Annotated in this window: 17 protein-coding genes; 12 read left to right on the top strand and 5 right to left on the bottom strand. The window is 61.9% G+C overall.

From position 1 onward, the window contains the following. Positions 1-74: 74 nt before the first annotated feature. Positions 75-2,480 (bottom strand): LuxR C-terminal-related transcriptional regulator, encoded by a 2,406-nt coding sequence (locus RHP72_RS12795; RefSeq protein WP_311094746.1) that lies wholly within the window; start codon positions 2,478-2,480, stop codon positions 75-77. A 153-nt stretch (positions 2,481-2,633) separates the two neighbouring features. Between RHP72_RS12795 and RHP72_RS12800 the strand changes: the two genes are divergently transcribed. The 3 genes from RHP72_RS12800 (at position 2,634) to RHP72_RS12810 (ending at position 6,805) form a co-directional block, all read left to right on the top strand. Beyond that, positions 2,634-4,298 carry an alpha/beta-hydrolase family protein gene (locus tag RHP72_RS12800; protein WP_063316543.1) on the top strand — a complete coding sequence of 555 codons (1,665 nt, stop codon included), beginning with the start codon at positions 2,634-2,636 and terminating at the stop codon, positions 4,296-4,298. Between the two features lie 103 nt (positions 4,299-4,401). Next, entirely contained in the window at positions 4,402-5,829 is a 1,428-nt protein-coding gene (locus RHP72_RS12805) for a hypothetical protein (RefSeq protein ID WP_063316542.1), read from the top strand. Between the two features lie 313 nt (positions 5,830-6,142). Continuing rightward, on the top strand, positions 6,143-6,805 hold the full coding sequence (locus RHP72_RS12810) for a GAP family protein (RefSeq protein WP_058038672.1): 663 nt from the start codon (positions 6,143-6,145) through the stop codon (positions 6,803-6,805). A 51-nt stretch (positions 6,806-6,856) separates the two neighbouring features. Here the strand turns inward: RHP72_RS12810 and RHP72_RS12815 are convergent, their stop codons facing one another. After that, positions 6,857-8,320, bottom strand: coding sequence for a glycoside hydrolase family 5 protein (locus RHP72_RS12815; protein ID WP_065455650.1), 1,464 nt, complete (start codon positions 8,318-8,320; stop codon positions 6,857-6,859). A gap of 176 nt (positions 8,321-8,496) precedes the next feature. Between RHP72_RS12815 and RHP72_RS12820 the strand changes: the two genes are divergently transcribed. Further along, a complete protein-coding gene (locus RHP72_RS12820; RefSeq protein WP_030535590.1) occupies positions 8,497-9,417 on the top strand; it encodes an alpha/beta hydrolase in 921 nt (306 codons plus the stop codon). A gap of 51 nt (positions 9,418-9,468) precedes the next feature. Here RHP72_RS12820 and RHP72_RS12825 read toward each other — a convergent pair whose 3' ends face one another. Beyond that, positions 9,469-10,632 (bottom strand): CdaR family transcriptional regulator, encoded by a 1,164-nt coding sequence (locus RHP72_RS12825; RefSeq protein ID WP_063316732.1) that lies wholly within the window; start codon positions 10,630-10,632, stop codon positions 9,469-9,471. A 196-nt stretch (positions 10,633-10,828) separates the two neighbouring features. Here RHP72_RS12825 and RHP72_RS12830 point away from each other — a divergent pair, with 196 nt between their 5' ends. The 5 genes from RHP72_RS12830 (at position 10,829) to RHP72_RS12850 (ending at position 15,393) form a co-directional block, all read left to right on the top strand. Next, positions 10,829-11,086 (top strand): DUF3311 domain-containing protein, encoded by a 258-nt coding sequence (locus tag RHP72_RS12830; protein WP_003942271.1) that lies wholly within the window; start codon positions 10,829-10,831, stop codon positions 11,084-11,086. Beyond that, positions 11,083-12,579: a sodium:solute symporter gene (locus tag RHP72_RS12835; protein ID WP_003942149.1), complete on the top strand. Its 1,497-nt coding sequence runs from the start codon at positions 11,083-11,085 to the stop codon at positions 12,577-12,579. The genes RHP72_RS12830 and RHP72_RS12835 overlap by 4 nt, the downstream gene beginning before the upstream one ends. Beyond that, complete coding sequence (locus RHP72_RS12840) at positions 12,576-14,165, top strand: amidohydrolase (protein ID WP_063316540.1); 1,590 nt, start codon at positions 12,576-12,578, stop codon at positions 14,163-14,165. The genes RHP72_RS12835 and RHP72_RS12840 overlap by 4 nt, the downstream gene beginning before the upstream one ends. 50 nt (positions 14,166-14,215) lie before the next feature. Then, on the top strand, positions 14,216-14,371 hold the full coding sequence (locus tag RHP72_RS12845) for a hypothetical protein (protein ID WP_155419219.1): 156 nt from the start codon (positions 14,216-14,218) through the stop codon (positions 14,369-14,371). A 107-nt stretch (positions 14,372-14,478) separates the two neighbouring features. After that, a complete protein-coding gene (locus RHP72_RS12850) occupies positions 14,479-15,393 on the top strand; it encodes a tyrosine-protein phosphatase (protein WP_007735104.1) in 915 nt (304 codons plus the stop codon). Positions 15,394-15,567: 174 nt separating this feature from the next. On the opposite strand, the gene RHP72_RS12855 is transcribed toward RHP72_RS12850, so the two are convergent. Continuing rightward, the gene (locus RHP72_RS12855; protein WP_030535586.1) at positions 15,568-16,143 is read right to left on the bottom strand and encodes a TetR/AcrR family transcriptional regulator; all 576 of its coding nucleotides are present in this window, start codon (positions 16,141-16,143) and stop codon (positions 15,568-15,570) included. A gap of 108 nt (positions 16,144-16,251) precedes the next feature. Here RHP72_RS12855 and RHP72_RS12860 point away from each other — a divergent pair, with 108 nt between their 5' ends. From RHP72_RS12860 to RHP72_RS12870, 3 genes are all read left to right on the top strand, one after another. Then, entirely contained in the window at positions 16,252-17,433 is a 1,182-nt protein-coding gene (locus RHP72_RS12860) for a GDSL-type esterase/lipase family protein (RefSeq protein ID WP_030535585.1), read from the top strand. A gap of 71 nt (positions 17,434-17,504) precedes the next feature. Continuing rightward, positions 17,505-18,011, top strand: coding sequence for a glyoxalase/bleomycin resistance/dioxygenase family protein (locus RHP72_RS12865; protein ID WP_030535584.1), 507 nt, complete (start codon positions 17,505-17,507; stop codon positions 18,009-18,011). Positions 18,012-18,063: 52 nt separating this feature from the next. Further along, the gene (locus tag RHP72_RS12870; RefSeq protein WP_064688888.1) at positions 18,064-18,879 is read left to right on the top strand and encodes a MerR family transcriptional regulator; all 816 of its coding nucleotides are present in this window, start codon (positions 18,064-18,066) and stop codon (positions 18,877-18,879) included. 19 nt (positions 18,880-18,898) lie between these two features. On the opposite strand, the gene RHP72_RS12875 is transcribed toward RHP72_RS12870, so the two are convergent. Next, positions 18,899-19,054, bottom strand: coding sequence for a hypothetical protein (locus tag RHP72_RS12875; RefSeq protein WP_165638325.1), 156 nt, complete (start codon positions 19,052-19,054; stop codon positions 18,899-18,901). Between the last annotated feature and the right edge of the window lie 148 nt (positions 19,055-19,202).

The raw sequence follows: 19,202 nt of genomic DNA on the forward strand, positions 1-19,202 counted from the left end.
TCGACGGTCGGATTCTTGCGACAGGATTCGGCCGGGTTACCCGCCGCGCCGCGATCGATCGAAGACACCGACCGTCACGAGGTCGAAGGGTTGCGGAAGTCGTTTGTGCGCTGGAGCACCCAGGCCGCAATCCTGGTGCGCGAGCCGTACCCCAGTTTGTTCAGTATGTGATCGACGTGGCCGTCGACAGTGCGCTGAGAAATGACCAGCTTGTCCGCGATTGCTCGGTTTGTCAGGCCCAGTGCGACGAGTTCGGCCACCTGCTGCTCCCGCGGAGTCAGCACTTCGTCAGCCGCCGATTTCGGTGATCCACCGGGCGGTTGCTCTCTCAGCGCGCGGGCCGCTGCGTCGTCGAGAGTCAGAGCTCGTCCATGATCGAATGCTGTTTGAAACACCCTGTCTCCGATCCGGTTACGAGCCTCGGTCACGCTGTTTTCGTGGTACGGGACCATGCTCCTGAAGGTGTCCATCGGGCTGCCCGTGGCGGTGAACAGCGTGTCGGCAGCTCCCATCAGTGTGGCTGCCAGCTTTGCGTCCCGGTCGACAAGCGTCCACGCGATTTCCTCGAGGCACCATGCACATCCGAACTGGTTACCCAGCCCTCGAAGCAATCGGAGAGAATCTTCGAGTAGCTCGATACCGCGAGCGTGGTTGCCATGACGCCACAGGGCGGATCCGTAGTCCGACATCGTCATCGACCGCCACAAGATTTCGCCGCGCGATTCGGTGAGGGCCAACTCCTCCTCGTAAATCCTTGCAGCCCGGTCGGTTTCGCCGAGTGCGTCGACGACGAAGGCGAACCAGTAGAGCGCGGGTACCAGACGGGCGATGTCGTCGTTTGCCCGGAATGCTGCGACAGCCTGCTCCAGGTACTCGGCGCCGCGCACGAGATCGCCGTCGGCGACCGCGACGAATCCGAGCGTGTACCGCGCCAGTATGCGTCCGTCGTCGTTCCGCTGCATCTCGGCCTGTCGCCGAGCCTCTTCGGCAATGCTTGTCGCCGAAGCGATATCTCGTTGGAGGGCTGCCAGCAGTGCGCCTGTCGCGGCGGCCTCGACTACCGCGTCACCGAGAGTGCCCTCGGTCAGTTCGGGCACCTCGGCCAGGGCGCGACCCAACCAGTAGCGACCTTCGTTGAATCGACCACGTGCAAGCCAGTAATCATGCAGAGCACTTGCGGTACGCAATGTGGCTTCGACCGAGTCGGGTTCGGTCAGACCGAATTCCAACGCGGTGCGCACGTTGGGTAAGTCGCGGTCGATCCGCGTCATCCAGTCGATTTGGTGCGGCCCCGTCCAGTCGACTCCGGCGCGGAAGACGAGTTGCCTGAACCACTCACTGTGCCTGCGCTGCAGCGAGACCCACTCGTCGACTGACACCAGTTCACGCCCGTAGTCGCGAAGAGTCTCGAGTAGGCGGTAGCGGACGTACGAGCCGTTTTGTTCACGGATGAGGATCGACTTGTCGACAAGGGACATCACGAGATCGCCCAAGTCGTCGTTCTGTGCTTCGTCGGCGAGAATTCCTTCGACGGACCCGAGATCGAAGCTACCCGCAAATACGCTCGAGTTCGCCCACAACGACTTCTCCGGCGGCGTACACAGATCGAAGCTCCAGTCGATACTCTGTGCAAGCGTTTGTTGACGCGCTGGAGCGTTCCGGCTGCCCCGCGTCAGCAGTTGGAAGCGGTCGTCGAGTTTTTGCAGGATCTGATCGACCGACATCGCCCTCAGTCGGGCAGCCGCCAACTCGATCGGCAGCGGTAGTCCTTCCAACCGGCGGACGATCTTCTCCACAGCCGCGCTGTTCTCGCTGGTGATGCGGAAGTCCGTCACGGAGGAACGTGCCCGCTGCTCGAACAGCATCATCGCATCACCATCGCGGGTGTCGGTTGGCGACGGCGCCTCGTTGGGAAATCGCAGAGGCGGCACCCGTAATACCATCTCGCCGGGAATGTCGAGCGGTTCTCGGCTGGTCGCCAGAAGTGCCAATCGGGCACAGCACCGGAGGAGTTCGGCGGCGGTGTCGGCCACCCAGCCGATGAGGTGTTCGCAATTGTCCAGAACAAGCAGGACACGTTCGTCGACGAGACGGCCGATCAGTACCGATCGCGGTGACCGCGTAGATCGGTCTTGTACTCCGAGTGCGGCAAGAATCGTCTGATCGAGAAGTGCCGGCTCCCGCAGTTCGCTGAAGTCGACGAACCAGACGCCCCCGGGGAACGCACGGGAGGAATCATCGGCGGCACGGAGCGCCAAGCGGGTTTTGCCGACCCCACCCAGGCCCGTAAGGGTCACGAGCCGGTAGTCCGACAGCAGGCGTCGGACTTCTTTGGCCTCGGACCGGCGACCGACGAAACTGCTCAGTTCGATCGGTAGGTTTCCTCGTTTTGCCGCCATGAGAATCGCGCCGAATTTGTACGTGCTGAGTGGATTGACCCCACACAGTGTACGCGGAATCGCGTGTGTGAAATCTGTCAACGCACCACCGGTGTTCGCCCGTGATTGCCGTTGGGTCGAAGCCTTTCGGTGCATGACGCGGAATAGCGAACACTTTCCACCGACGTAGTTCGCGCCTCATTCGAAAGGGATGAGAGGCGCATTTCATCTTTCTGGCGCACTTACGATTCGGGCATGAAACGTGTGTGGGAAGGTGTGCGGCGCTACGGCAAGACACTGCACTCGGTCGGGTTGTCGTTCGGTCTGGTGTTTTTCGTCCTCTCGATGAGCCCGTCCCTCTTACCGCGCGCGTGGTACCTGCAGGGCGTGGCAACCGGTATTTCCGTCGCCACCGGGTACGGCATCGGTGTGAGCGTGGCGTGGATGATCCGCAAATGCGGAGTCGAACCGAGATGGTCGGACCGGACCAAGCGGATCGGTTGGGCCGTACTCGCCGTACTGGCAGTGATATTGGTGCCTCTTTTTCTGATCTTGGGTTCGTGGTGGCAGCAGATCGTCCGTGATCTGGTCGAGGCGCCTCGCGTGAACCGGGCGAACTATCTTCTGGTGCTGCTGATTTCGCTGGTGGTGTGGTTGATCTTGTTGGAGGTGGGTCGCGGTCTGCGGCATCTCACCAGAGGACTCGCTGCCGTTGCTCTGCGGTTTGTTCCCAAGGAAGCAGCGAAAGTCGCGAGCTTGGTCGTCGTCTTCGCGTTGGCGATCTTCGTCGTCAACGGTGCCCTCTACAACGGGCTCATCGCTTTTGCGAACTGGAGTTTCTCCGGCGCGGACAACGACACGCCCGATGGTATCGACCAGCCTCTGATCGCCGAACGCAGTGGTTCACCCATGTCTGCCGAGGCATGGGATTCGCTGGGCAAGGAGGGTCGCACCTTCATGGGTAGCGGGCCGTCTGCGGTGCAGATTTCCGCGCTGACCGGGCTGGACGCGAAGCAACCCATCCGCGTGTACGCCGGCCGTGAGTCGTCGGATTCCGTCGACGGTGTCGCGCAGCGGGTCGTCAACGAACTCGAGCGCACCGGCGGCTTCGACCGTGCCGTCCTGGCAGTAGTGACCACCACCGGCCGCGGCTGGGTGAACGACGACGTGGCGTCCGCTTTCGAATACGTCCAGGGCGGCGACACCGCCATCGCGGCGATGCAGTACTCGTTCCTTCCCAGCCCTTTGGCATTCATCGCCGATCGCGAAACCCCGATGGCCGCAGGCCGGGCGCTGTTCAACTCTGTCTATGCGAAGTGGATCGATCTGCCGCTCGACAAGCGCCCCAAGCTTGTCGTTTTCGGCGAGAGCCTCGGATCGTACGGGGGACAGGCCGCGTTCGCGGGAGCACAGGACATGGCGACGCGGGTGGATGGGGCGTTGTGGTCGGGGACTCCGAACTTCACCGCTCAATGGCAGGAGATCACCAGCAGTCGTGACTCCGGCTCACGGGAAGCCGTGCCGGTGATCGACGACGGGCAGTCGATTCGTTTCGCTGCCTATCCGGAGGATCTCGAACTGGATGCGCCGTGGAACGACTCACGCGTCGTGTACTGGCAGCACGCCAGCGACCCAATTGTCTGGTGGTCTTTCGACCTGCTTCTGAACAAGCCGGACTGGCTTGCCGAGCCTCTCGGCCGTGATGTCGATCCGGGAATGACGTGGATACCGTTCGTGACATTCTGGCAGGTGACACTCGACATGGTCTTCTCGGCGGACGTTCCGCCAGGTCACGGGCACAACTACGGTGCCGAGGCGGCGGACATGTGGGCGCGGATCCTGCACCCCGACAACTGGTCTCAGTCGGACACCGACGCGATTCGCGGCGCTCTGACGAACGACTTTCAACCCACCAAGTAGTAGTGCGGAGTGCGGACCTCGTGACGGTCTCTCGTCGTTGGACCGGGAGTACTCGCTCTAGATCGTTCTATCACTGTTTGTCAGCTATCTAACAAGGAGCGCGATGCATTCATCAAGAACACTCGTAGCTGCGGTGGCGCTGAGCGCGATCACTGTATTTGCCGGGGCTGGGTCCGCGGTCGCCGCGCCGGCGGTCGGATCTGTCGATTTCGGTTCGTCGAGCGGATCCGGATCAGGAACCGGTTCGGCTAGCGGATCCGAATCTGGTTCTGTCGATTTCGGATCCGGCGGACCGGACGTCGAGCATCCGGTGTCGACCTGCTTCTGGTCCGTGCCGATCAATCCCGAGCGCGCGGACCCACAGCTCAACTACGCCTTTCCTGACACTGCGGCGATTTACTGGGCTGCGCAGTTCACAATCCCCGAGAACGCCGAGTTGGTTATCCGAGGGCAGTATGCGCATGCTCGCTATCAGTCGTTGAACTCGTACAACGCGGCAACCGCGATGCCGACCGCCGTCCTCAATGACATTTCGACTGCTCCGGACGCAGGCTCGCGCAATACCTATCTTCCCGGTGCCGATCGAGCGAACGAAGGTGCCAGGTCGTACACGGCTTCCGTCCTCAACGAGGCCTCACCTGCTGAGCCGAAACCCAACACCTTGTATGCCGGTGTGCCAGGTCAGGACCGGATAAGCCTGCTTTATCGCATCTACCTGCCGGACACTGGGCGTGATCTCACCGGCGGCGTAGGACTGCCTGAGCCAGAGCTGCACCTTCCCGGTGGTCAAGTGCTGCGGGGGCAGGATCTGTGTTCAGCGGTCGGTGCGGACAACGGAATCTTGAAGCCGGCTTCGCTGCCGTTAGACACGTACAAGGCATTGCGTGACCAACCGGGCAAGCCTGCGACATTCCCTTCCGAGCAGGCACCAGTCTGGCGGGCGTACTACAGCGCCGAGTTCACGCTCGGCTGTACCTATCTCGGCAAATGCGATGGCACACCCCAGCGGGTGGGCGGGCAGTACTCCAACATCGACAACAGCTACGTCACAGCCGAAGTCAACCGTGGGTTCGGCGAAGTTCTAGTACTTCGGGGAGAGTTGCCGAGGACTCCGAAGACTACAGGCGGCGCAAAGAATCTCGACAGCGCAGTCGACATGCGGTTCTGGTCGATGTGCAGCAATGAATCGCTGGCAACGACGAAGGTAGCGACGTGTCTGTTCGACGAGCAGATGGCCACTGATGCGGATGGTCGCTACACGATTGTCGCGTCGCTCCCTGAAGACCGACCCGCAAACGCTACGAAGGAATGTGGGGTGTCATGGCTTTCGCTCTCGCCGGCCGGTGACGGCGCAGGGCATCCCGACGATTCCCTCTTGATCATGCGGAACATGCTGCCGGCCAAGGACTTCAGCCACGCTGCACACGATACCAAGACGCCCGGCGACGAGAAGGCCGTGATGGGAGAGTATTTGCCGGACGGGCAATATACGTCCAAGCTCGCGTTCGAGGGCAGTGGCTGCGCGAAGTAACCCGTCTTTACGCGTGAGGTCACTACTCGAGATTGTGTCTGGTGATCCTCCTCGATGATGTCGGCTGCGCTCTGCTGCGAGCGCAGCCGACACACCGTTAGCCAAGTCTTTTCGCGATCTTCGGTGGGGAATCGAGGCCTGCGGTTCAGGCACTCATCCCTTTCGAATGAGGCATCAACTACGCAGGCGCTCGCAGTGTCAGCATTGTCGCGCAGCGGTATCAGCTGTGCTCTGTTGTCCGCCGTGGCGGACAGGGGCGCCTTTTCTCGCCTACCGCCTATCCTGCTTGCTGCAATCAGAAATGAGTTTTGACATGGGTTCCGTTGTCGGAGAACTTCTCCCATTGGCCGTCGGTGTCGCCGTGTCGCCGGTGGCCGTCATCGCCACTATCTTGATGTTGCTCTCCAAGCGAGCGGGTAGCACCAGCGCCGGGTTCGCGGTGGGCTGGTTACTCGGAATCTTCATCGCTACAGTTCTTTTCGTCATCTTGTCCAGTGCCGTCAGCACGTCAGACGACGGACCGTCCGCCACGGTTTCGTGGATCAAACTAGCTCTCGGTGTCCTCCTGTTGGCCGTCGGGGTCAAGCAGTGGCGGGGGCGCAGCGGCGAGCACGAAACACCGAAGTGGATGCAAGCCGTCGACGAGATGACCGCGGTCAAGGGATTGGGCCTTGGATTCGCGCTCGCCGCGATCAACCCGAAGAACCTGCTCATGTGCATCGCGGCCGGAGTGTCGATCGGCTCGGCGTCGTTGGCGACCAGCGGAGCGATCACCTCGATTCTCGTATTCACGGTCATCGCCAGTTCAACTGTCGCGATCCCGGTCATCGGATACCTGGTGGCTGCTGATCGCCTGCGAAAGCCATTGGCCTATCTCAAAGTCTGGCTCGAGGACAACAACACCACGGTGATGAGTGTGTTGATCTTGGTCGTCGGAGTTGTTCTGATCGGCAAGGGAATTGGCGGAATCTTCTGATACCCGCTCTTTCGCGTGGTGTGAACGCGCGATTCCCGGATGATCGTTCGATCAGGCGCGCTTGACCGCGTAGTCGCCGTCGGCGTGACCGATCAGTTGCCATCCGCCCTCGATCGGGGACAGTCGGACGTCGGAGAGATTCGTGGTCTCGAGCTGTGGCCGGTCGGTGCCGGGGTACCAGGCCTCGACCCGTCCGGTGCCGCTCCCGTCAAACCCGTCACGCGATACCTCCGTCAGCGAGCCGGGCGCTGCCCGCGGATACGCTCGCGAGAGTGGCGCGGCGAATCCCTCTACGAGCCCGAGTGATTCACCGGACGGGCAGTCGATGCGATTCAGATTTCCCTGCGGCTGGTGGGTATTGCCGTCGCGAACCGGGTGGGGGTCACCGCACGCTTGTGTCCACGACCACCACGCGCCGCCCATCCGGTACCTGTCGGTGGCATCGACGAAGCGGTCGACGTCTGCTCTCTGCTCGTCGGCGTCGCCGAACCAACCCCATTCACCTGTCCACAACGGTGCGTCGTACCAGGCGGCAGCGAGGTCGGCGATCTTGAATCCGTCTTCGATTCCGGGAAATTCGCTACTGACCGTTATCGATTCGCTGTAGAGATGGGGCGAGAAGACCACCAGGGGATCGGTCAGGTAATGGCGTGGAGGCAGCGCGTCGAGGCCGAAAGCCGACCAGATCGCGCTGGGCTCGAAGAACACGAGGTGTGGAAATCCTCCTGCTTCGGCCTGTCTGATGGCGTCGGTGGCCCGCTTGTAGAACTGCCCGATCTGATCAGCTGCCGTGAATGGATCGCGCAGGCCGGGGTTCGGTTCGTTCAACAGGTCGTATCCGGCTACAGCTGGTTCGTCTTTGAACTCGGCAGCCAACCGCGCCCACGTCGCGACGAGGCGACTCTGGATTCCTTGCTCGTCGTCGTAGAACGCCTGGAAGGCATGGGCGATCGCGGGTGCGGCTTCCCTGAGTCCACCGATGTTGCAGGTTGTCCATCCGCCGGTCAGGGTTGCCCACTCGGGTGCGCCGTCCCAGCCGACTCCCGGCCGCATGAATGACGGGCACGACTGGTCGCTCGGAGTGCCGACGTACGGGCCCCATGCATCCTGATGCATGTCGAGAACGGTGTAGATGCCGTGGTCTTTTGCATCCTCGACCGCTACTCGAACGCGGTCGACGTACGCAGTGTCGAATGCACCGCGGGTCGGTTCCAGGAGGGACCACGCGACGTTGAGCCGGACGACGTTGAAGCCCAGCGCTGCCATCTGCGCGAAGTCCGTTCTTCCCAGCGGCGTAACGGTGGGTAGACCGGTGCCGTTGGTTGCGTAGTCATTGAGACCGTTGGCGTTCGCGCCGCGGAGCAACACCGTTCGTCCGTCGACGTCCTTGATCGTTCGATCTGCGACGGTCAGTTGGGGGAGAGTCCAGCCCGGATCCGGTGGTGCAGCGTTCGCCGCCGGAGTTGCAATCTGGAGGACCAGGATTGCGAGGGTGGCAAGCAACAGCGCACGCATCCATCGACCTTTCTAGACAAACGTCCAATTCCGAGTCGAGGCTAGCGTGAGAAGACCTCCTTCCGGCGCGGTTTGCTCATACCTGTCACGGCCCCGCGTTGCCGAGAACACGTCGGACACGTGCTCCTGCTGGAGGTGTCATCATTGTCGACAAGTCTCGACCCGAGGGAGCCCTGGTGAAGCTTGCATTGACTGATCTGATCGAACAAATGCCTCGTGACGATTTGGCGAGTACGCGAGCGTTCTATGCGTCGCGGCCTGCCGGTGTCGGTCCGAGTTCCCTGCAGGAACTGCTTGTGGTGCGAGCATCCAGGGTGGTTGATCCCACGGCGAGCCGGGCTGTTGAACACACACTCGACATCGAGGGCCGATCCGTTTCGGTACGCGTAGTCACTCCGAAAGACGGCGATGTCAACGGGGTCTATCTGTATCTTCCGGGTGGGGGTTTCTACATGAGTTCAGCGGCCAGCGCTGACGCCCGAAGCATGAGACTTGCCGACGAGGTCGGGGTGGTAGTGGTTACCGTCGATTACCGGCTTGCACCGGAATTCCCTTGGCCGGCAGCGCCGGACGATTGTGAGGCAGTCGCCTTGTGGCTGCTTGAGGTCGCTGCCGAACGGTTCGGGACGACCAGGCTCGCCATCGGTGGCATGTCGGCGGGAGCAACCTTGGTGACGACGACGTTGCTGCGCCTTCGTGATCGAGGTCTGGCCAAGGCATTTTCGGGTGCGGTGCTGGAAGCGGGCACGTACGACGTCAGTGCCCAGACTCCCGCGGGCCGCACCATCAGCGACGAATACTTCATCGAAGCCTACGTCGGCCATGTCGATGATCGCACTCTTCCGGATATTTCTCCGACATTCGGCGACCTCAGCGGCCTGCCGCCGACCCTCGTTGTCGTTGGATCAGAAGACGTGGTCCTGGCAGAGAACCTTGCCATGGTGGCGCGACTGTCGGCGGCCGGAAACGACGTCGACTTGCGTCTCTATCCTGATGTCCCGCATGGATTTACAAACCATCCAACGCCTGTTGCCCGGCGTGCTGCGCTAGATATGGGTGCTTGGCTTCGGAATCGACTCGACTCCGACCCCGCGTGACAAGCACGGGCGCGGTTCAGTGTGCCGAGGAAAAGCGGACTGTGTTCGGTGTCAGATCTTGGCGAGCGTTTTACGATGAAACAATTCGAGGCTCACCATGGATTTCATCAGGCCGTCGAGGGTTCGCGCATCCCATCCAGTCAGATGCTGCCAGCGGTCGAGTCGATAGGTGACAGAGTTCGCATGTAGGTGGATGTCACGGGCGGCGGCGCTGACAGAGAACCCGCTTCGCGCGAAGGCGCGGACGGCGTCCATCAGATGTGAGTGCTCTTCGGCCACAGATGCCCCGGCCTGTAGAAGCGGCAGCAGCTCGTCCTGGTGGGTGGCAAGAGTGGCGATGAGCCATTCGTCGGCAAAACTGACCGTCGTGCCCGGCGCTGTCGCCAACTGCAATGTGCGCTCGGCGTCGGTGATGCTTTGAGCTGCGCCGACGAGCCCGACCCGGGGCATCCCGATACCTAGTGACGTTCGTGGATGATCTCGCATGATTGCGTGGATGACTTCGGTTGGTTCGCCCTGACACATCACGATTACTCGGGAGCCATGTCGACTGCAATGCGCGACAACATGCACGGAATCCAGGGTTCGTTGCAGGTGTTCCACTTGTGCTTCTGACCATTCGTCCTCGACGGCCGACAGTGCTTGGAACGATTTCTGTGTATCGAATCCGAGGGTTTGTGCCAGCTCTCGGGCGTTGCTCAGTTCCATATCCGTTGCACTGTGCAGTGTTTCGAAGAATCGGTATCGAACGCCGGCGCGGATGGCCTGCTCGCTGCGCGTTGCCTCGGAGTGTCCGACTGCGACTGCGCTCGTCGCGGCGTGAACGAGGTCCCAAAGTTTGCCGCCTGCTTGCAGCAGCTCGTGTGTTGGTTTCGTGGACCGCTGGACCATCGTGTCCCAGAGCTCACGAGATGCAATGTGATAGGTCTCGATGACATCGGAGAGGGGGAGCCCTTGCATCGCGCGACGGCGCCCGAGTTCGCGGTTTCGGTCGGTGTCTTCTGTGGTGATCGTTTCGTTCTCGGCGACGGCACACAGCATTGCGGACAACTGTTTGCGGATGTAGTTGCCTTGCTCGGCCACTGGTACCGCGGAGTAGGCCGGGAGTTCGCTGCGAATCTGTTGTACCGCGCGCTCGGTGAGCGCTTCGAGCTCGTCGGAAACCTCGCGACACAACCGTCGGATCGTGTCTTCTTCGACGTCGGTTACGTCCACGGGGTTACTCCTTTGTGCGTGCTTGGTCTTGCGTCCCGTGAATTTCACGAACGAGCGTCGTGGATTCCGGGGTTCACCCATGGTCCCGCCATAGTGACGGGAGGCACACTCAACGCTAGACCGGACGACGATTCGACGGCAAAACGCCCCTCGCCTCATCTGCTCCGGATCGATCAACGGCTAAGGAGCCACAATCATGTCCAACGAGGCGAAGAGTGCCTTGCTCGCAATCGGAGTTCCGTTCGTCGGGGTGCTGGGCGGGATAGTTGCGCTCTCCGGATCCGAACTGACTGTTCTCGGATTTCCCATTTTGTTCGCGTGGCTTTTCCTGTGGATGCCGCTGACCTCGTTGTGTCTCCACATGGCATGGAAGTTCTTTGACCGCAAGGACTTCGAGGAAGCGGAACGAAACGAACTGGCTCAGGCCAAGACCGAGATCGGGGATCCGACATGATCGCTGCAACATTTACGCTCGTGCTACTCCTCGCGCTCGGCGCCGGAGTGCTTTCACGCCGTGGAAGCAAAAAAGAGATCTCCGACTACCTCGTGGGCGGGCGGTCTTTCGGTCCCGTGCTGGTTTTCATCCTGGGAGCAGGTGAGGCCTACAGCATCGGCACGCTCATTGGATTTCCCGGGGGTGTGTACGCCCACGGGGCAAGCTACGGCGTCTGGTTCATCGGATACATCTTGCTTGCCTACCCGATCGGATACTTCTTTGCGCCCTATCTCTGGCGGGCAGGCAAGCGGTATAACGCGATGACGCTGCCCGATGTGGCAGGGCGGCACTTTCGGTCGCGCGGGTTGGAACTGACAATCGCGATTGCCTCGGTAGTCTTCCTCATTCCCTGGGGGCAGTTGCAGCTTGCCGGCCTCCAGGTCGCACTGAGCGGACTTGGCATCACCATCAACCCGACGGTGGCGGTTTTCGTCGGCGCTGCGCTTGCTCTGCTCTTCCTCCTGCTTTCGGGTGTGCGTGCACCGGCGTTCGTGTCTTACGTCAAGGACGCAGCTCTGCTGTTGGGAGCGATCCTGATCGGACTGGCCGCCACGGCCAAATCGGGCGGTATCACGAAGCTCTTTGCCGATGCGGCATCCCATGGGGCCGGGCAGGCCTCGCAATCCACCGTCACCGGTTCGTCGCTGACCTTCGTTCTCACCACAATTGTGTTCCAGTCACTCGGTTTTTTCGTTTTCCCCTTCATCGTGCAAGCGGTGCTATCGGCGAAGTCCGAGGCAACCCTCAAGCGAGTCGCCCGATTCAACCCGCTGTACATGCTCATGTATCCCTTCCTCGTCGCTGCTGCCTTCGGCGCAATTTCATTGCTGCCCAACAAGCTCGAGGGCGCAGAGTCCAATGAGGTCCTCCTGCAACTGTCCCGCCTCGTGCTCCCGGACTGGCTGACCGGAGTGGTGGCGGGTGGTGCGGCACTGTGCGCGATCGTTGTTCTGTGTGGCTCGGCGCTGGGAATCGGCTCGATCGTCTCGCGAAACATCGTTCCTGGAATACCCGAATCACGTCAGAGAGTGTGGGTGCGCGGGGTCATAGTCGCCTACCTCGGCCTCTCGCTGATCCTCACCCTCGCCGCACCCCAATTGCTGCTGACGCTGGTGAATACCGCGTATTACGGGGTGACCCAGGCCGTGGTGGTGTTCGCGACGATGATCTTCGGATGGAAGCTGCGACCGGCAGCGCTCGCGATGGGCGTGGTGCTCGGCGACGTGCTGGTGCTCTGGCTGTACCTCGACACACACGGCACGGTATCGATGTGGTTGGCGGACAAAGGCATGAACATCGGTGCCGCAGCCCTTGTTCTGAACGTGTTGTTCGTGTCCGCCACCCGGGTGATGTGGCCTCCTGTCGAAGCGGTTTCGGGCCTCCGTGCAGAAAATCGATCGGCACCAGTGCCTTGCCCCGCAGTCCCGACCGCGAAGGCGGATATCCGATGACTCGGACACTACTCACCGCAGATGCAATCCTCACCCAAGACGCAGCGTCACCCCAGGTTGAGGCGCTCGTCCTCGATGGAGGCCTGGTTGTCGCCACCGGAAGTCGAAAGGACATGGGGGAGTACGCCGGACCGGAAACTCGTCGGCTCGATCTCGCCGGCGCTACTGTGATCCCGGGGCTGATCGAGTCGCACATTCACCCGACCTACTCCGGCTTGACTGACGGATGGGCCGATTGCCGGACGCCACCGTGCGCCTCGATCACGGATATCCAAGGGGCTCTGCGGAACTCCACTCCCACTCACGGCTGGATACGTGGATGGGGGTACGACGACACACAACTTCGAGAAGGTCGCCATCTCACACGCGATGACCTCGACGCAGTCTGCACCGACCGCCCGATCATCGTTCTGCATATCTCGGGGCACTTTGCGGTGGCAAACACTGTTGCGCTTGCAACTGCAGGCATCGACGAATCGACGGTGGATCCCGGGGACTCGCAGTTTCCGCGTGGGGCGGACGGGAGGCTCACAGGGATGGCCTGGGAAATCGACGCCGTGGCACGGTTGAGTGGCGCGATACCAGACCTGACACAGGCAGAGGTGCAGACCGCGTTGCTGCGTAGCTTGACACTGGCGCGTTCGCGAGGAATCACGACCGTCCACGATCTAGGGGTCGGCCTGTCGGCGGGCATGCAGGAGTTGGCCGCCTATCGTGCCCTGGACACCATGGGCGAGATGCCCGTGCACACGGTTGGCTTCCTTCGGGGTGATCTCGCGATCGCAGAACTGGAGGAAAGGAACATCGCTTTCACGGCTGCACCGGCCCCAGGGTCACGCTTCCGCCTGGCCGGCGCCAAATTCTGGGCGGATGGGTCCATTCAAGGATTGTCTGCAGCCTTGCGAACTCCGTATACCTGCAGCCCGAACCATCACGGTGATCTGCTCTATCCGCAGGAGCAACTCGACGACATGGTTCTCCAGGTGCACCGCGAGGGAGGTCAGGTCGCGGTGCACGCCAACGGCGATGCGGCTGTAGCCGCCGCCATCGCGGCGCTGCGCAGTGCGCACCGCAGTGACGGACGTCGAGCGCGGCACCGTATCGAGCACTGCCAGGTGAGTGGGCCTGCGGATCTCGAGGCGATACGTGATGCCGAGATCGGGGTGAGCTTTTTCGTCAACCATGTTTTTCATTGGGGCGATCGTCACCGTGACCGTTTCCTCGGTCCTGAGAGAGCCGGCAACCTGGACCCGCTGGCGTGCGCCGATGACATCGGCTTGAAATTCGGGCTGCACTCGGATTGCCCGATAACGCCGATGGATCCCCTCCAGACGATTAGGACTGCTGTGAATCGGCTGACCATGGGCGGTGCCGTGCTTGGCGCCCACCAACGGATCGGAGTGCAGCGTGCAGTGCAGGCCATGACTGTGGACAGTGCGTACTTGGTCCATGACGAAGGACGGGTGGGGATCTTGGCGCCGGGTCGTCGTGCGGACCTTGTCGCGCTCGACGGCACTCTTGCTGCTCTCGCAGACGCTTCGTCCGACATTCCTCAGCCTGCACTGGTCATGGTCGACGGCCGGTAGCGCATGAGATTGATTTCGTCCCAACGGATACCAGCTCGAGGTGGAGATTCGTGCAGTTGCTCGACAGTGAAGTTGTTCGGCGCTGTGCAGTTACGGCTGCCGCCGCGGCCGCGGTCTGTCGTTCGATCGGGCCCGGCGTGGTCGATGGCGACGCAGTGACGGGCAAGAGTTTCTTCCTGCAGGATGGCGGCTGGCCGGGCACCTGAACACATGTCCGGTTTCTGGAGCAAAGTCGGGACGAGGAGCGTGCCACCCTTGTAATCTCGCACGGGAGTTTGCGGGGCGCGGGGTATCCCGCACAGCGAATGAGAGGATGAAGGTGACAACTGTCTACACGCGCCGCCGAGGGGCGCGCCCTTTCGGAATCGCCCTCGCTGCGCTGGTCGCTATGGGTGCGGCCCTGACAGGCCCCACACTCGCCTCCGCTTCGAGCGGCGACCTGCAATTGGGTTCGAGTCAGTTCGGATCGTCCGGGGAGCAACCGCCGCTGCCGGAGATCCCACCGCCGTCCGCGGCCGAGATCAGGCTCGACGAGGCGCGGAACTTCCGCGATATCGGCGGGTATCGGACTACCGACGGCAGGACCGTCCGGACAGGCCTGGTGTTCCGTTCCAACAAGCTCAGCTCGCTCAATGAGACTGATCTGGCAAAACTCACCGCCGCGAACCTGACCCTCGACGTCGACCTGCGCAACGCCTCCGAACGTGCGGAGGATCCCGATCGGATCCCCGCCGGGGTCACCTACCAGGTCGCCGACGTCGTCAGTATCGAACACGGCATCGCGTTCCACGAGTTCGTTCCCCTGACCCTCGGTCGCGCGTTGATCGACGGCGCAGTCAAGGGAACCTCGAACATCGGCCAGAGCATCGGCTACCCGTTCATGGTCAACTACCGTGGTTCCGATGTCGCCTTCCGTGACCTGCTGACTGCGATCGCGAACAACTCCGACGGCGCAACCGTCTACCACTGCAGTGCAGGGAAGGACCGCACCGGTTGGGGTACCGCGATCCTGCTGACCATTCTGGGTGTCCCGCGTGAGTTCATCAGTGCCGATTTCATGGCGTCGAACACGTACCTGGGCCGGGACGACGCGGTGGACCTGTCGTGGCTCGATGCGGCGTATGCACAGGTGGACCGGCTCTACGGCGGTATGGATACTTACGTACGGGAGGGCCTCGGCGTCGACCAGGGCACTGTCGACTCTCTGCGCGCCAAGCTTCTCCTCTAAGCGGAGCTCCACGCCCGGCTTCTTGCCTACTCGGACCTTCTTCTGTCCCAGTGCGACCTGTGGTTGCGGGAGCGCGCGATTGTGTGGCGCCGCTCCTGGGGTGGGCCCGAGGTTTCTTGGCCGTGTGCGATCACCAAGTGGCGCAAGAACTTGGCGCGCAAGAATCACGACTGGTCATGGACTCGACGCTGGCCAATTGGTCAGCATCGAATCGAGAGCCTCGAGGATTCTTGCCCAGCTTTCGGCGCTGTCCGGTGCACTGTGGCTGAACGATCCACCCAGCTCGAGGCTGGCGTACCCATGAAAAACGCTGCCGAGCAACCGAACTGCGTGGGTCTGATCGAGATCGGTGAGGTTGTACCCGCGCAGAATCGATCGCATCATCTGCGAGTGTCTGAAACCCGCGCTCGCGGCCGCGGCCTCCGGGGTGAGGCGCATCTGTGACGCGGCGTACCGACCAGGGTGTGACCTCGCGTAGTTGCGGTACACGTTCGCGAAGGCGGTCAAGGCGTCGCGGCCGGACCGACCGGCCACGGCGTCGGCAGCCTGGTCGGCCATCTCTTCCAAGGCAAGCAGCGCGATTCTGGTTTTGAGGTCGTTCGAACTTTTCACGTGCGAGTACAGGCTTGCGACCTTGACGTCGAACGCTCTGGCGACCGCCGATACGGTCACCTGCTCGAAGCCCACCTCGTCGGCCAATTCGGCGCCCGCCACGGCGAGGCGTTCGGGTGTCAGTCCTGCGCGAGGCATGTCCGTTGGTCCTGTTCGTCGAGAAGTGAAACCGCTTGCCTAAATAGTATAGGCAAATTACTGTGTGCTGTAGTTAAAACCTTCGCAACTTATCTACAGGTGAATGAGATGAACAGCCAGAGCAGCTGGATTACTACCGTAATTTCCGAGGACATCGTGCGCGGAGCCCTCGAGCTCGAGCGGACCGAACGCGGTGTGCTGACACACCGTCTGCCTGCCAGAGCTCGCACGCAATTCGCTGACGGGCAGATGGCAATGGCGCAATCACAACCGTCCGGAGTGCGGCTGGTGTTCCGAACCAGCGCTACGGCCATCGAACTCGACACTCTGCCCACGAAAATGATCTACATCGGTGCTCCGCCGAGGCCGCAAGGGGTGTACGACCTGATCGTCGACGGCGAACCAACCGGGCACGCAATCGCTGAGGGTGGCAACACGGTGACGATCGACATGGCGACCGGTACCGCTCAGAGACAATCCGGACCCGTCAGCACCATCCGCTTCGCGGACTTGCCCGCGCGATCCAAGACCGTCGAGATCTGGTTGCCGCACAACGAAACCACCGAACTTGTCGCATTGCGAACCGACGCCCCGCTCGAACTCGCAGTCGGCACGAAGCGTGATGTGTGGCTCCATCACGGAAGCTCGATCAGTCAAGGCTCCGGCGCTGAAAGTCCCTCCCGCACTTGGCCTGCTCTCGCAGCCTCCCTCGGCGGCGTGGATCTGATCAACCTCGGGTTCAGCGGCAGCGCTCTGCTGGACCAGTACGTCGCCCGCGCTATGCGAGACACTCCTGCCGACCTCATCAGCATCAAGATGGGCATCAATCTGGTCAACTCCGACGTGATGCGCCTGCGGGCCTTCACGTCGGCAATGCACGGCTTCCTCGACACGGTCCGCGACGGTCATCCAGTGGCTCCACTGCTGGTCGTCTCGCCTGTCTATTGCCCGATTCACGAAGACACGCCTGGACCTGGTGCATTCGATTTCGACGCGCTTGCCAGAGGCGAAATGCGATTCGTTGCTACCGGCGATCCCGCCGAGCGCGCAGCCGGAAAGCTGACGCTGCGCTCTATTCGGGAAGAGTTGGCGCGCATCGTAACCCAGCGATCGGCGGATGATCCCAATCTGCATTACGTCGACGGGTGCGATCTCTATGGTGCGGCCGAGAACGAAGAGTTGCCGCTTCCCGATCAGCTCCATCCGGACGCTGCGACGCACCGTCTCATCGGCGAACGCTTTGCCCAACGGGTATTCGCAGACGACGGCGCATTCGCACGCACGGTGTGATCGCGCAATCTGGTTCGATCGGATTTCACACGATTTGACCCTGACGTAGCGTGAGGGCTCACGATGGCTTCATGACCGATACTTACCCGGCATTCGACATCAGCCCCGTCCCTGTCCCCGCTACAGACGCCGTGCCTCCGGAACAGTTCCGAGGTCTCTACGGAATGCCCATGTTCGTGTCGGTTCCGACATCGGATCTGGCCGAATCTGCCGACTTCTGGATCCGTGGGCTCGGTTTCTTCGACCTCTTTTCGGTACCGGATCGACTGACGCACCTGCGACGCTGGGCATTTCAAGACGTTCTGCTCGTGCCCGGCGAATGTGCAGATTCACCACCGTCCGTCAGTGTGAGCTTTGCGTGTGTGCTGAGTCAGATGGACCAGATAGCACAGGCGTGTGAGGAATTGCGGCCCGGATGCACCAGCGGTCCACATCTGAAGCCGTGGAATTCACTGGAGTTGGAGATTGTGACACCGGAGAACGCGCGCGTGATCATGACGGCCGCTCGTCCGTACGACCCGAACAGTGCCGAGGCCGAGCATCTGCGAGGCATGGGAATTGACGGACCCGACGACTGAACCGAGGTCTGACGCTGTGGCCTCCCGAACCGCGTCTGTCAGACTGGATCACGTGACGGACCAACTCTTCGGAGACGAGGCAGACAGTGCTCTCACTGTCGGTGCTGCCGCATCACGACTAGGCATAACCGTACGTACCCTCCATCATTGGGACGCAATCGGTTTGGTGCGTCCGTCCGGGCGCAGTGACGGGGGCTACCGGCTGTACACCGACGCGGACCTCGGTCGCATCGGCCGGGTGCTTGTCTACCGTGACGTGGGTTTGTCGCTCGACGAGATCGGGATATTGCTCGATGCGCCCGCAGCCCACGTGGACGAGACGCTGCGTGGGCAGCGCGCCGAGTTGCGGCAACGGATAGCCGACTTGGAGGAACTGGGCGAGTCCTTGGATCGCATCATCGATGCCAGGAAGTCGGGTGTGCTGTTGCCGGCACACGAGCAGGTCTCGATCTTCGGCCGACACTGGCAGCCGTCATGGGGACCTGAGGCGCACGAGCGTTGGGGTGACAGTGCGCAGTGGGCGCAGCACGCGGAACGGTCGGTGGGTAGGACCGCTGAGGATTGGCAGAAGATCGCCGACTGCGTCGAGACGCTCAACGAAGATCTGGCGCTGGCCTGCCGATCCGGTGTCGAACCGGGAAGCGGCGAGGCGAATTTGCTGGCAGAACGGCACCGAGCGTCGATCGGGGTTTACTTCGACTGCACACATTCGATGCAGGTGTGTCTGGGACGGATGTACGTGGCCGATCCGGGATTCACCGCGTTCTACGAGCAGGTCGAGACCGGTCTGACAGTGTGGCTCCGCGCTGTCATCGATGCGAATGCTCGGGCCAACGGGGTTGCCCCCGAATCGGCGACGTGGGTGTGAGTGAGCTGGTGGTCGCTCGTCAGTCCAAAGACGCACACGCAGTGCACCACGGTCGGCCGTCGACTCCGTGGGCACGATGGGACACTGCGATGCGCGCGGCCAAAATGCAGCTTTCGTTGTCGTGATAGACGTCGAGATCCGAAGGAACCGTCGAGTGGAACGCCGGGACCTTCATGTCTACCTCCGTTGTGGCTCGCCAGGGAGTTGGCTCGTTGCGGCAATCCTCCCACCACAGAGATCATCTCGCCTGTCGGCAGAAGCAGGGCCGTTGCTCGGCCAAATTGCCAGGGGTCGACACGTGCGGTCCCGTCCGCGCGATTGTG

It is taken from the genome of Rhodococcus sp. SG20037, assembly GCF_031763325.1.
In the GTDB taxonomy this organism is placed as follows: Bacteria; Actinomycetota; Actinomycetes; order Mycobacteriales; family Mycobacteriaceae; genus Rhodococcus_F; species Rhodococcus_F qingshengii.